Source organism: Streptomyces sp. NPDC059169 (assembly GCF_042755225.1).
Classification (GTDB): domain Bacteria; phylum Actinomycetota; class Actinomycetes; order Streptomycetales; family Streptomycetaceae; genus Streptomyces.
Genome location: NZ_JBHZCF010000004.1, coordinates 214,067 through 227,262 on the forward strand (window position 1 = coordinate 214,067; position 13,196 = coordinate 227,262).

Consider the following 13,196-nt stretch of genomic DNA (forward strand, 5'->3'; position numbering starts at 1 on the left):
CTGACATAAGTGTCTTGTCCTGCCGTGGGTCGAAAAATCATGTTGGGAGCATCATGCATCCGGCGTCGTGCACGGCGCGCACCGGGCCGGTGCCGCGAAGCCATCGCCTGCTCGGGGTGGGCCGTGCCGGCGGGGCCGTACGGCGTGCTGCCGCCGCGCGCAACGGTGTCGGGTCGCGGGCCCGCAGGGAACGGCGGTACCTCGCCGACGCGCGCAGGGCGCACTACGGGTTCATTTTTCGCAATGCGCCGTCGTCGTGCGGCCGGTGCGGTCGACAATAGGGGGCATGAGTCAGCAGGGGGAGACGCCGACCGCCGGCGACGACTGGTGGAGCCGGCTGTACGACGATGCCGCCTTGGACGCGGGCCCCGCTCCCTCAGCGGGCGACACCCTCGACGATCGCTACGACTCCGCGGTCGACACGGTCGGTGTCGTCCCGGCTCCGGGCGCGCCCGTCGAGGAGCGCACCGGACAGTGGTGGGACCCGTCTCCCTCGCCGTCGCCCGTAGGGAGCCGCGCACCGTGGGAGGCGCCGACACACCGCCCGAAGGCGCCCGCAGCTCCCGCACACTCGTCGACGGAGTCCGGCGGGCCCCCGTCCCCCCACCCCCCGGCGCCCGGAGAGACGCCGCCGCCCCCCTCCGTCAGCCCCGCGCCGCCGGACGCCGCGCCCGCCGGTGACGCGCCGTCGGGCACCGGGCGAGAGCACGTCGTGCCCGCTGGCGCCGCGGCGCGCGGGGAACGGTCGTCGTCCGGGCCGCCTCGGCCGCGCATCGGGTACATCGGGGACCGTCCGCCGACCTACGAGGCCGAGCCCACCGCACTGCCGGCCACGGACCCGCAGGAACTGGACGAACTCGTTGCGGACACCGTGCTCGACGGCGCGCGCTACGGGACGTACACGCTGCGCGCCGCTTCGGTGCGCGGGGACTCGGCGCGCTACCGCGGCGAGCTGCGGCGCGACGCACTGCTCACGGCGCGGTTCGGTGGGGGCGAGAGCGCACTGCTGCTGGTGGCGGTGGCGACCGGGACGCGTGCCACGGAGGGCGCGCACCGGGCTGCCGGGGACGCCTGTCGTTGGATCGGCGGAGCGGTGGGACGCAGTCACGTCCGGCTGGCCGAGGACATCAGGGCGGGCCGCCGTGGCGACCTGAAGTCCGGGCTGCACCGGCTCACCGACCGTTCCCTGGGCAAGCTCCGTGCCCGTGCCGCGGAACAGGGCGTGGCCCCCGAGGAGTACGCGGCGAGTCTCAGATGCCTCCTGCTCCCAGCGGATCCCGCCTGCCGCACCCGGGTCTTCTTCGGCGTCGGGGACGGCGGGCTCTTCCGGCTCCGTGACGGCGCATGGCAGGACATCGAACCTTCCGTCCCCGAGCCGTCCGCCGTCACCGGGGAACCCGTCGTCGGATACGGTTCGTCGGCGTCCGAGACCCTCGAGGGGGACCGGCTCACCATGGACTTCGGGGTCGCCACGCCGCCCGCCCCCTTCGTCGAGGCTCCCGCCCCGCCGCCCGCCGACCCCTTCCGTTTCCGCGCCTCGGTGGCCCGCCCGGGCGACGTCCTCCTGCTGTGCAGCGCGGGCATGGCCGAGCCGCTGCGCGGCGAGACCGGGCTCGCGGCGGAACTGGCAGGGCGCTGGGCGGGCGGGCCGCCGCCCGGCCTCGCCGCCTTCCTCGCCGATGCCCAGCTCAGGGTGAAGGGTTACGCCGACGACCGTACGGCCTGCGCCGTCTGGGAGGCGTAACCGCACGGGCCGTGGATAGATGGACCCATGGCCAAGAAGCACGTCGCGGAGCAGTTCGTCGACATCCTCGCCAGGGCCGGGGTGGAGCGGCTGTACGGGGTGGTGGGCGACAGCCTGAATCCGGTCGTCGACGCGGTGCGCCGCAACGCGTCCATCGCATGGGTCCAGGTCCGCCACGAGGAGACCGCCGCTTTCGCAGCGGGCGCCGAGGCTCAGATCACGGGACGGCTCGCCGCCTGTGCGGGATCGTGCGGCCCGGGCAACCTGCACCTCATCAACGGCCTCTACGACGCCCACCGGTCGATGGCCCCCGTGCTCGCCCTCGCCTCGCACATCCCCTCCTCCGAGATCGGCCTCGGCTATTTCCAGGAGACGCACCCCGACCAGTTGTTCCGCGAGTGCAGCCACTACTGCGAGTTGATCTCGAACCCGGCCCAGATGCCGCGGCTGCTCCAGACGGCCATCCAGCACGCCGTCGGCCGCGGCGGCGTCAGCGTCGTGTCGCTCCCGGGTGACATCGCCGCCCACCAGGCACCGGAGAAGTCCATCGAGCACGCCCTGGTCACCAGCCGCCCGACGGTGCGCCCCGGGGACGCCGAGATCGACTCACTCGCACGGATGATCGACGACGCAGACCGGGTAACGCTCTTCTGCGGAAGCGGTACGGCCGGGGCGCACGCCGAGGTCATGCAGTTCGCCGAGCGCGTCAAGTCCCCCGTCGGTCATGCGCTCCGCGGCAAGGAGTGGATCCAGTACGACAATCCGTACGACGTCGGTATGAGCGGTCTGCTGGGCTACGGGGCCGCGTACGAGGCCACCCACGAGTGCGACCTGCTGATCCTCCTCGGCACGGACTTCCCGTACAACGCGTTCCTCCCCGACGACGTCAGGATCGCCCAGGTCGACGTCCGTCCGGAACACCTCGGCCGTCGTTCCAAGCTGGACCTCGCGGTCTGGGGCGACGTCCGAGAGACCCTGCGCTGCCTCACTCCGCGGGTGCGGCTGAAGAACGACCGGCGGTTCCTCGACAAGATGCTCCGGAAGCACGCCGACGCCCTGGAAGGCGTGATCAGGGCCTACACCCGCAAGGTGGAGAAGCACGTCCCGATCCACCCCGAGTACGTGGCCTCAGTCCTCGACGAACTCGCCGACGAGGATGCGGTGTTCACCGTGGACACGGGGATGTGCAACGTGTGGGCGGCCCGCTATCTCACGCCCAACGGCAGGCGTCGCATCATCGGTTCCTTCAGTCACGGCTCGATGGCGAACGCCCTGCCCCAAGCCATCGGGGCGCAATTGATCGACCGGAGCCGGCAGGTCGTCTCGATGTCGGGGGACGGGGGGTTCGCCATGCTGATGGGCGACTTCCTCACCCTCGTCCAGTACGACCTTCCGGTCAAGGTCGTCCTCTTCAACAACTCCTCGCTGAGCATGGTGGAACTGGAGATGCTGGTCGCGGGGCTGCCGTCGTACGGGACGACGAACCGCAACCCGGACTTCTCCGCCATCGCGCGTGCAGCGGGCGCCCACGGCGTGCGGGTGGAGAGGCCCAGGCAACTCGCCGGCGCGCTGAAGGACGCCTTCTCGCACCCGGGCCCGGCGTTGGTCGACGTCGTCACCGACCCCAATGCGCTGTCCATCCCCCCGAAGATCAGTGCGGAGATGGTGACCGGCTTCGCGCTGTCGGCCAGCAAGATCGTGCTGGACGGCGGAGTCGGCCGGATGGTCCAGATGGCCCGCTCCAACCTGCGGAACGTGCCGCGCCCGTGACGCCGGGTGAAACCCGATGCGTGGCGCCACCCGGGTGGGGCATGCATGTCAGGAGCGCCAGTCCGGCGAAGGTCTCGGGAAAGGACCGTTCCGACGTGCGGTGGGGGATGATGACGAAACGTCAGGAAGGGTCCGAGGGTGCGCAGTTGCGTCGTCGTGTGGCGCGCGCGGATCTCAGGGCCGTTCCGGAGGTGCGGCGCGCTCTGCGCGCCTTATTAGGACACTGGGGTGACCCCGGCTCGGCTGAGGTGGCCGAGCTGCTGACCAGTGAGCTGGTGACCAACGCGCTGATCCACACGGAGGACGGAGCCGTGGTGACGGCCACCGTCGCTCCGGCCGGACTCCGTGTCGAGGTGCGGGACTTCACGACGGGGGCGTACGAGCCGCGAGTGAGCGCCCCGTCGGACGAAAACCCCCACGGCAGGGGGCTCGTCCTGGTCCAGAGCCTCGCGGACTCGTGGGGGGTGTGGGCACAGGGACCCGGCAAGGTGGTGTGGTTCGAACTGAACGGCGGGAGGGCGTGATCCGGTGATCCGCCCGCCCGCCGTACCCTCTCGCCCGAGCCGTGACCTATTCATCAACCGAACTGCTGCTCAAGATGCTTGAGCTTCTGCTCGAGGGAGTCGAGACGCGGCAGCGTCTGGGTGTCGTCCTCGGCGGTGAGGTCGACGGTGACGGGTTCAGCGGCCCTCACGGCCTGGAGGGAGGGCCGGGGGTGCACAGGCAGCTGCTCCGGCTCGTGTATGGCAGGCTCCGCGAGCTGGCCCATCGATGGAGGGGAGCCCGCAGGGCCGGCCGTGCCCGTGACGTCCACTTGACGTCCGCCGCGCGCACGCCCCCACGCCCGGTGCTGCCGGTTGAGTGCCTTGAGGCGGGCGCGCTCCAGCTTCTCCCGGTCCCGCCTGCGCATCCGGTTCTGCTCCTTCTGCCGCCGGTCCTCGCGGACCTCGTCGACAGCCTCGTCGAGTGTGCGGACGCCCTCCAGGAGCATCAGCGACCAGGCACCGAACGTCTCGCGGGGAGCCCGCAGCCAGCGCACCACCCGGATCTGCGGCAGCGGACGCGGCACCAGACCCTGCTCGCGCAGCGCGGCCCTACGGGTCTGCTTCAGCGCGCGGTCGAAGAGCACTGCGGCGGACAGTGACATGCCGGCGAAGAAGTGCGGCGCACCGTCGTGCCCCAACCCGCGGGGTGCGTGGACCCAGTTGAACCAGGCCGCCGCCCCGGCGAACATCCACACGAGCAGCCGCGAGCCGAGCGCCGCATCGCCGTGGCTGGCCTCGCGCACGGCCAGGACCGAGCAGAACATGGCGGCTCCGTCGAGCCCGAAGGGGACCAGGTACTCCCAACCGCCGGACAGGTTCAGGTTCTGCCGTCCGAAACCGACCAGGCCGTGGAAGGAGAGGGCCGCTGCGACCGCGGCGCAGCAGAAGAGGAGAACGTAGGAAGCCGTGCCGTACACCGCCTCCTTGCGCCTGCGGCGTTCCTCACTGCGTTCCCAGGAGTCGTCGGCCTTGGAGTCGTCACCGGCGCGCTTGCTGCGCGCGAGCACCGCCACCGCCGCGACGACTCCCGCGAGCATCACGCCACCCGGGAGCAGCCAGTTCAGCGATATGTCGGTCAGTCTCATGCGTGTCCCTTGCATCTGCATCGCGTTAGGGCGTGTCCGGCGTCATATTGGCCGAAGTCCCGTGGCGGTCTGGGGGTTTCGGGGCAAGAGGACACCAAGGGGGCCGTTGTGCGCACGGATCGGGGCGTTCCGCTCGAACGCACTTCATGGCGAGGGGCATGAGTTCGAATTCTGTACTCCGGTCCGGCACGACCGGGGCAGTGGCACTCACGAGGCGCCGAGACGACGGTTCCGCTCGGCATCGCACTTGCGGGGGCAAGTGGCACAGGTGCCCGTCGGGTGCAGCGTGTAGAAGAGGCAGCAGCTGACCCGGTCGCGCGTGGGTGGCGGCCCGCCGGACGGACCCGTCGGTGCCCCGCCGGCGGGACCGGTCAGCTCGCGGAACCCGGCGGCGCCGACATAGGGGCCGGTACCGCCCGGAAGGAGCGCCTCGAGCTCGGCCGTCGCGCGGCGCTCCTCGCCCAGCAGCCGGGCGATGTGCCAGAGGCCCTCGACGACCTCGTCGGTGGCCATGCCCCACAGGGCCCGTCTGCCGCGCCGCATCCTCGGGCCGAAGGCATCGAGGATCGGTCCGAGGTGCCCGGCGGTGGCTTCCCGCACCTCGTTGCGCAGTGCCTCCTCGTCCGCTACGACCCGGATCCCGGGCAGTGAGGCCACGGGGTCACCGGGGAGGCACGCGACGTCACGGGCCCGCACGGCCATCCGGCCGTGCGTCCGCTGGACGGACACGTCCGCTACGGTCGGCCGCGGCACCCGCCGGCACAGGAACCAGGGGACGGTGATCAGCAGGCTGGCGGCCCAGGCGTAGCGGTGAAGTCCGAGGCTCGCGATCACGTCCGGCCGGGCCGCCTGCCCGTAGTCGCGCCGCAGCTGCGCGCCGTCCCATTCCAAGAACCCGTCCAGGGCGACGCCGCCGGCCGCGAGGTCCGCGGCGGCGATCCAGCCGTTCCCGCGCGGAGTCTCCTCGCCGTCCGTGAGCTCCAGGACGCGCAGGCCGGGGAAGACGGCAGTCAGGCGTGCGTACGCCTCGCCGAGGGGAGTGGGGGCCGCGCGTCGCGAGCTGGGGGGAGCGGCGTGGAGGGCCATGGAGGGACCACCGATCGCGATCGTTTTCAGGTAAGGCTTACCTTACCCAGAATGATCGAGGTTTGAACTCCGGCGGTGTCCGCCTATCGTGCACTGGGGGCCCGTGCGGCGCGCCGGGCCCGTACCGAGCCCGGAGGAGGACCCGAGTGGAGCAGGGCAGAGCGCGCGGTCCCGCCGCGGCCCGGCCGTACGCGTCCGCCGGTATCCCCGGGCAGGCACACGCACAGCAGGTACCCGGCCGGACCCCGGCGGTCCCCGCCACACGGCGGCCCGGGGAGCCCGTCCGCGGCGAGCACACCCACGCCGAGCCCCCGGCGCCCGCGACCGCCGTCCGGCGCCACTCGGTCCGCGGGCAGGTCCTCCAGGCCCTGCGCACCGCCCTCGTCAGCGGCGAGCTGAGCCCGGGCGAGGTGTACTCGGCACCCGTGCTCGGTGAACGCTTCGGAGTTTCCGCCACCCCGGTGCGCGAGGCGATGCAGCAGCTCGCGCTCGAAGGCGCCGTCGAGGTCGTCCCCAACCGCGGTTTCCGCGTCGTCAGCCGCAGCGCCCGCGAGCTGGCCGAGCTCGCCGAGGTGCGGGCCCTGCTCGAAGTCCCCGTGATGCTGCGACTGGCCCGGACGGTGCCGGCCGACCGGTGGGCGGAGCTGTGGCCCCTCGCCGAGGCGACCGCCGTCGCGGCGGCGAGCGGGAACCGGGCCGACTACGCCGAGGCGGACCGTGCCTTCCACCGTGCCGTGCTCTCCCTCGCGGGCAACGACCAACTGGTCGCCGTCGCGGACGATCTCCACCGCCGTTCCCAGTGGCCCCTCGTCAGCCACCCTTCGGCCGCGCCCCGGCTCCCGCCGGGCATCCCCGACCGCGCGCTGCTCGTCGCCGACGCGGCCGAGCACTCGGCGCTGCTGGAAGCGCTCATCGCCCAGGACCTCGCCGTGGTGAACACGCTGGTGCGGGAGCATTTCGCGGGCGCGGAACGCTGAGGCCGACCGTGCCGGACGCGGTGGTCCCCCTTGCAGGCCAGGGAGTGACGGGCACGGTGTGGGCCCTCGCCAACCAGCTCGGAGTGGTGGCACGCACCCCCGGAGAGCTGATCGGTGCCCTGGCGTCCGCTCCGCGGAGGACGGTCGTGGCGCTGTCCGACCTGCAGTCCGCCCACGACCCGGACGGGGTCGAGGGGCTCGTCCGTGCGCTGCGGTCGGTGGGCGACGTCGAGCTCCACACCGGTCCCGCCGCGGCCACCGGCACCGGGTACGGCGCGGAGGCCGCCCCGCTCGACCTGGACGATCCGGCGGCGGTGTGCGCCGCGCACCCGGCACGGGTGACGGCAGCGTACGAAGACCGAGCGCCCGCCGATGGCAGCAGCGGCCTGCGGAGGGCGTGGTTCAGGGCCGGTCAGTCCCTGGTGCGCGACCAGCCGGCGGCGGAACGGGCCCTCGTCCTCCTTGCCGCACTCGGCGACGACGCAGACCCGCGGCTGCGCCCCGCCCTGGCAGAGCTCGCCGCCGACGCCCCGTGGCGGACCGATTGGACCCGGGTACGCGGCGACCTCAGCCCGCCCTGGCCCGGACCCGTGGCCGCGCTGGCCCGTGGTACCGGCCGCTGGGCGGAGCATCTTCTGGTGGCCGACCAGCGCGGAACGATCCGTTCGCTGCGCCCGGAGAACGCCGTGCCCGCGGACCGTTCCGTGCGGATGCCCGTACGGATCACGGTACTTGCGCCGCTGCCCGACGGCACCCTGCTGATGCTGGACGAGAGCGGCCGCCTGCATGCCCATGGGCGCACGCCCCTCGCGGAAGCGGTCGCGGCCACACTGGCGGAGCACCCGGGTACCGCGCTGGCCGCAACCGACCGTCTCGTACTGGTCGGCGACCGGCACGGCTCGCTGCACGCGTTCGGTCCCGACGGCCTGGACCAGGCGTCACCGCACCGCGGCAGGGTCACCGCCCTGGCCGTGACCGGCAGTTGCGTGCCGACTGTCTGCAGTGGGGGTGCGGACGGCACGGTGCGTTCGTGGGCGCCGGGCGGGCCGCCGGCGGGCGAGGTCGTCGCACGGCGCGACTGTCCCGTGGCCGCACTCTCCGGCGGGGGCGCCTCACTGGCGGTCGCCTGGGCGGACGGCCTGGTGGAGCTCCACGACCTCGACGGGCGCCGGGCCGTCGACTTCCGCCCGGGGCCGCCGGTTCGTGCGGTGGCCCTGGACGGCGAGCGGTCGGTCGTCGTCGGTACGGATGACTCACTGGTCCGCCTCACGGCGCGATTCCGGCACTGAGGGCCGTACGCCCCGGCACTCTGCTCGGCCGGCACTCCGTTCAGCGTGTCCCGTCTGCCGGCCCGGTGCGCGCTCCCGCCGTTGGTGCGTTGCCCGCCCCGGCCTCCGTCGCGGTCCGGCCTCTGCGTCGAGCTCGCGGCGCGGAGGCCGGCGTCCCGCCACCCACAGCGACGGGGGAGTTCGTCCGACCTCGACCCCGGCCTTGACCGAGACCCAGCCGAAGCCGAACCCCCGGGGCCACCACCAGCCCCCGAGGATCGCTGCCGCGACGAGCGTTCCCACCAGGACACCGAAGGCGGTCCTCCACGAGGAGTGTCCGGGTGCGTCTTCCGCCACGTCGAACAGGTGGATCGCGGTGTCCCCTGTACGGGTTGGGTCCCGTCCTCGCAGGGACGATCGCAGGCGACCGGGGCCGGCGGGGTGACGTCAGGCTGCCGGGGCCGGCGGGGTCAACTGGTCCGCCAGCCACGTCGGCACGCCTCCGAGGAGGCGGAACAGCCGGGCGGCCTCGGCCCGTAGGCGTCCTGCCTCCGGCTCCGGTTCGGTGTCGGCGAGGGCCGTCAGCGCGGGTGCCGTGCCGATGAGGTACCCCAGTTCCTCGCGGATCCGCAGTGACTCGGAGAATCCGTGCCTGGCCTCGGCCACTTCGCCGTCGCGCAGGGCGAGCGCGGCGAGGTGGCGCCAGGTGAAGGACAGCAACAGGGTGTCCCCGTGCGTGATGGCCCCCGCGTGGGCGCGGTGGTAGGCGGCCCGCGCTGCCTGAGGTGAGTCGGCGAGGTGTTCGGCGACGAGGCCGCGGCGGAAGTCGAGGAGCGGGCGCCCAGCGGCGTCCGGGGCGAGCAGTGCCGCCGCGCGGCCGAGGGCTGCGCGGGCCTCGTCGGCGCGGTCGCGCACGCCCAGCACGGTCGAGGCGTAGGCGAGTTGTCCGCGCTCGCAGGCCGCCGCGCCGCGTTCGTCATCGTCGCGTGCCGCGGCCTCCGCGCTGCGCAGGGCGTCTTCTGCGTCGGCCCAGCCGGTGCCCGTGAACAGGCAGCGTTCCACCAGCAGGGCGGCGCGCTGCAAGGTCAGTGTGGGGGATGCGGAGTGTGGGGCCAGCAGCGCGGCGGCATCAGCCCAACAGCCGCGCGAGCGCAGCCGCCATACCGCGGTCTGGAGTGGATCGTCAGCTGATGTCGTTCCGGAACCAGACATGGCGGTATGCGCCACGTTGCCCTCCCCGAGCGCGCCATTGTGCTGTTGAGTCAGTCCGAATCTCAGCATGGATAGGCATGCCTGGCCAAGGGGTCTGGTGAATGAATTCACAATCGCCCCGGGGTTTGGCCGGCGCGTGATCGTGGTGATCAGTGGCATTCCGCCGGGTGTCGCAGAGGGGGACGCCCGACCCTCCTTCCTCCTTGTGGGTGAATGAATGTGTATGCACATTGACATCCAGGGGGTGGGTCGCCCCACAGCTGTTCTGCGTGGTGCCGAGCAGGGGTGACGGCAGGAGGCGCGGGCAGCACGGATGCCGTCCTTCGCCCGGGCCCCTGTACCCGGGTCCACGCCACGGAGGGCCGCCCATGGGCTCCCGGCCCGGCCGCAGCCGCCCCGAAGGTGACGGACCGCTACGGCGCGGGTCGTCGCACGCCCCGGGCCATCCGCGCGACCCGGCTGTCCCCGGAGCGGGCGAAGTGGTCGGACGGCGAGGCCGACAAGGCTCGGGAGCCCTGCCGGGGCCCGCGTCGTCAGCCGTGGCCGAAGCGCCGTCCCGTTGCGGCGTGACGTCACACCCCATGGACGAGGCGTTCGGCCTCGCGCCCGCACCCGTCCCGCCCCCGCCGCTGAACAGCCGCTACGAGCACGGGCGGACCTGCCGTGGGTCAGGGGCGCCCGTGCCCCGGCCTGTCGGTCCGGCATGACGCGGGCGGGATGCTCTGCTCGTACTGGAAGACGTTGTGGGGGTCGTACTTCGCCTTGATCTCGCGCAGTCGGTCGAAGTTGTCCCCCCAGTAGGCGGTTTCCCACTCCTGCATCCCGACGTTCGGCACGTTGACGTAGGCGCCGTTCACGTAGGGCCGCAGCGCCTGACTGAATTCGGCGATCCAGGCCTGGGCCTGCGGGGTGATCGCGTCGCCGCTGCCCGCTTGTCCGCGAGTCCCCCAACCGGCGCCGGGCTCGGAGTAGAAAATCGCGTCGCGGTGAGGGAACGCTGTACCGCCACGAGGACTCCTCCTCACCGCCCCACCGAAGGACTGGGTGAAGAAGTTACTGGCATCGGACGGGGCGTTCTCCATGAACGAGCCGATCAGGCTGATCGCCTGCTCCGGGAACGGCTTGCTGGTGAACTGCGAGAAGAACTTCCAGTTCGCTGGATCGGCCTGGGTTGGAATCTGGAATCCGTTGTACACGTCGCCCCAGTTGCCGATCTGCGTCGAGACGGCGGGGCTGCCGACCGACAGGATCGGGGCAAGCAGATTCCTCGCCTCCGCCTCCGACCCTTCCGCGAGAACCGCGAACAGCAGGATCTCGTTTCTATGGACCTCGAGCTGGCTTCCGAGGCGGTTGTCAGCGATCGGCGCCGTACGCTGCCACGTGTCGAATACCGCGTGCAGGTCGCCGAGGCCGCTCCACGTCGCCTGCACGTAGGCGACGCTCTTGAGCGGAGTCACGTTGTAGGTAAGTGATGTGACGATCCCGAAGTTGCCGTTTCCCGCGCCGCGGAGCGCCCAGAGAAGATCCGCGTTGTGCCTCAGGTCCGCCCTGACCACCTTGGCGCACTCGGTCCCCGACGCGACGACGACCTCAGCCCCGATCAGGCTGTCGCATGCCATGCCGATCCAGCGGTTGAGGAAGCCGAAGCCGCCGCCGAGCGTCGCGCCGGACAGCCCTACGGTGCCCTCCGATCCGGTCGTCACCGCGAGGTTCTGCTTCGCGAGCGCGGTCACCGCCTCCAATTGGGTGAGCCCGGCTCCGACGGTCGCGACATGAGAGCGAGCGTCGATGTGAACCGACTTCAACTCGCTGACGTCGATCACGATGCCGTTGTCCACGTTCGACCAGCCCTCAAGGCTGTGGCGGCCGCTGCGGACCCGTAGCGCGACGTTGTGCTGGCGGGCCCACGTGAGGGCGTTGACCACGTCCTGGGTGTTTTGGGCGTAGACGATGACCAGCGGGTAGTGAACGAAGAGCTCGTCCCAGCCGAGGCTCGCACTCGCGTACCCGGCGTCGTTGGGACGGACAATGCGACCGGTCAGCGTCGCCGGACCGCATCTCACGCCTCCGGGCCCCTTGTCCGCGGCGCTCACGGCCGGTGCTTCCGCGGTCGAAATGCCGGGGAGGGCGACTGCTCCGGCACCAACGGCAGCAGTCGCCCTGAGCACTCCGCGACGAGAAAGTTCGTGCATGATTGCATCCTCCCGGCCGGGCTGCGCCAGTACTCGGCTGAGGAGAATCTTGTCCGCAGGCCGGCGTGTTCAGCTCCTTGTGGGCAATCCTCGGAGCCGCAAGGTAACAGGAGGGCGACCATGGCAGGGTGACCCGACACGCCTATGAGGAGCGGTAGCGGAATTTCGGAAAATGATGGGTGCGAGAGGTCTGAGTGATCTCGTCCGGAGAGTTTGACGGGACTCGGTGATCATATTGCCGGCATGATGATCACTCTGCCGTGCTGCCGGCAATGGAGTCGAATTCGGGTTGCGTACGACTTGAGGAGGCGACTTCCCTTGGGTGCTACGGAGCAGGTCGTCGAAGTTCCCTTCCGTCAATTCTTAGCGGTGAGTGCGGAGCGGGTGAATTGTGTGCAGAACCCGGCTTCGAACATGAAGTCAGTGCGCACATTCTTCCCTACCCGGCTTTCAGTGGGCTCTTCGCGGTTGAGGGTGTAGCGCCGAGAATGCAGGGCTTGATCAAGTTCCCTGAGGGTCCGGGTTGTTGAAGATGCGCAGGATCGGGAGTGTTCGGACACCACGATGATCACGAAGCCCGTGCCCGCACCTCTGCCCGCCCCAAGCCAGCAGCTACCCGAACTCACCACACGGCCACGGAACTTGCAGCTGCCCTGCAACCCCCGGAGGACTTTGGAACAGCCCTGGGCACGCTGGAGGCACGTCACTCGCCGACTTCCTTGCGGAAGAGGATTGTGTTGTCCACCTTGAGGTCGGAACCCCAGATCAGCTTGGCGCCGGCGTCCCAGTCGACGTCGGCGTATCCCTCTTTCGGCCCGACCTCGTCGGCAGTCCACTCCGTTGCCGACGCCCACGGTGCGCTGTCGAAGTCGGCACTCGTCCAGTTCTCCGGCGTGTCGAGGGTCTCGGACTCGCACGAGGTGGGGTCGTTGCTCTGCTCGCACGCGGTGTTGAGCGGGGCGCGTTGCACGACAAGGGCGGACCAGGAGGAGTCCGTCACTGCGACGACTTCCCCGTTCTCGGTGTTCGTGATCTGTGCGATCAGGCCGCCGTCGCCCATCTGCTGCTTTTCCGTGCCGATGTACTCGAGTCCCGAATCCGTCTCCTTGTAGTCCTTCGCCTCGATCGCGACCGTGAACGGAGCCGTGGCCGTGAACGTGAACGTCTCGGAATTGAAAGAACGTTCGGTCGTGATCGGCACGGAGTCCTCTCCGACCGGTGAACCATCGACATGGACCGCCATCCAGTTGTCAGCCCAGACGTCGATTTGGTACGTGGTTTCCGATCCGTCTGCCTGATCCACTCCTTGTGAATCGG

10 protein-coding genes are annotated in these 13,196 nt (G+C 71.0%); 5 read left to right on the forward strand and 5 right to left on the reverse strand.

Annotation, left to right across the window (positions count from 1 at the left end):
• Positions 1 to 286 precede the first annotated feature (286 nt).
• The 3 genes from ACFXOM_RS09540 (at position 287) to ACFXOM_RS09550 (ending at position 4,038) form a co-directional block, all read left to right on the forward strand.
• Positions 287 to 1,744: a protein phosphatase 2C domain-containing protein gene (locus ACFXOM_RS09540; RefSeq protein WP_384933259.1), complete on the forward strand. Its 1,458-nt coding sequence runs from the start codon at positions 287 to 289 to the stop codon at positions 1,742 to 1,744.
• A 27-nt stretch (positions 1,745 to 1,771) separates the two neighbouring features.
• On the forward strand, positions 1,772 to 3,514 hold the full coding sequence (locus ACFXOM_RS09545) for a pyruvate dehydrogenase (RefSeq protein WP_384933256.1): 1,743 nt from the start codon (positions 1,772 to 1,774) through the stop codon (positions 3,512 to 3,514).
• Positions 3,515 to 3,624: 110 nt separating this feature from the next.
• Positions 3,625 to 4,038, forward strand: a complete 414-nt coding sequence (locus ACFXOM_RS09550) for an ATP-binding protein (RefSeq protein ID WP_384933253.1) — start codon at positions 3,625 to 3,627, stop codon at positions 4,036 to 4,038.
• Positions 4,039 to 4,091: 53 nt separating this feature from the next.
• On the opposite strand, the gene ACFXOM_RS09555 is transcribed toward ACFXOM_RS09550, so the two are convergent.
• Both ACFXOM_RS09555 and ACFXOM_RS09560 read right to left on the reverse strand, forming a co-directional pair.
• The gene (locus ACFXOM_RS09555) at positions 4,092 to 5,144 is read right to left on the reverse strand and encodes a DUF2637 domain-containing protein (RefSeq protein WP_384933251.1); all 1,053 of its coding nucleotides are present in this window, start codon (positions 5,142 to 5,144) and stop codon (positions 4,092 to 4,094) included.
• A 207-nt stretch (positions 5,145 to 5,351) separates the two neighbouring features.
• Positions 5,352 to 6,230 carry a (2Fe-2S)-binding protein gene (locus ACFXOM_RS09560; protein ID WP_384933248.1) on the reverse strand — a complete coding sequence of 293 codons (879 nt, stop codon included), beginning with the start codon at positions 6,228 to 6,230 and terminating at the stop codon, positions 5,352 to 5,354.
• A 146-nt stretch (positions 6,231 to 6,376) separates the two neighbouring features.
• Between ACFXOM_RS09560 and ACFXOM_RS09565 the strand changes: the two genes are divergently transcribed.
• A complete protein-coding gene (locus ACFXOM_RS09565) occupies positions 6,377 to 7,207 on the forward strand; it encodes a GntR family transcriptional regulator (protein WP_384946533.1) in 831 nt (276 codons plus the stop codon).
• 8 nt (positions 7,208 to 7,215) lie between these two features.
• Entirely contained in the window at positions 7,216 to 8,496 is a 1,281-nt protein-coding gene (locus ACFXOM_RS09570; RefSeq protein WP_384933243.1) for a hypothetical protein, read from the forward strand.
• Between the two features lie 426 nt (positions 8,497 to 8,922).
• Here ACFXOM_RS09570 and ACFXOM_RS09575 read toward each other — a convergent pair whose 3' ends face one another.
• The 3 genes from ACFXOM_RS09575 to ACFXOM_RS09585 all read right to left on the reverse strand — a co-directional run bounded on the left by ACFXOM_RS09575 (position 8,923) and on the right by ACFXOM_RS09585 (position 13,080).
• Entirely contained in the window at positions 8,923 to 9,702 is a 780-nt protein-coding gene (locus ACFXOM_RS09575) for a hypothetical protein (RefSeq protein ID WP_384946531.1), read from the reverse strand.
• 653 nt (positions 9,703 to 10,355) lie between these two features.
• Entirely contained in the window at positions 10,356 to 11,879 is a 1,524-nt protein-coding gene (locus tag ACFXOM_RS09580; RefSeq protein ID WP_385037557.1) for an FAD-binding oxidoreductase, read from the reverse strand.
• A 703-nt stretch (positions 11,880 to 12,582) separates the two neighbouring features.
• Entirely contained in the window at positions 12,583 to 13,080 is a 498-nt protein-coding gene (locus ACFXOM_RS09585; RefSeq protein ID WP_385037560.1) for a hypothetical protein, read from the reverse strand.
• Positions 13,081 to 13,196 lie beyond the last annotated feature (116 nt).

Coding starts and splice junctions, on each gene's coding strand:
- ACFXOM_RS09550 (WP_384933253.1), top strand. CDS start 3,625: ATGACGAAACGTCAGGAAGGGTCCGAGGGTGCGCAGTTGCGTCGTCGT.
- ACFXOM_RS09545 (WP_384933256.1), top strand. CDS start 1,772: ATGGCCAAGAAGCACGTCGCGGAGCAGTTCGTCGACATCCTCGCCAGG.
- ACFXOM_RS09555 (WP_384933251.1), bottom strand. CDS start 5,144: ATGAGACTGACCGACATATCGCTGAACTGGCTGCTCCCGGGTGGCGTG.
- ACFXOM_RS09580 (WP_385037557.1), bottom strand. CDS start 11,879: ATGCACGAACTTTCTCGTCGCGGAGTGCTCAGGGCGACTGCTGCCGTT.
- ACFXOM_RS09560 (WP_384933248.1), bottom strand. CDS start 6,230: ATGGCCCTCCACGCCGCTCCCCCCAGCTCGCGACGCGCGGCCCCCACT.
- ACFXOM_RS09540 (WP_384933259.1), top strand. CDS start 287: ATGAGTCAGCAGGGGGAGACGCCGACCGCCGGCGACGACTGGTGGAGC.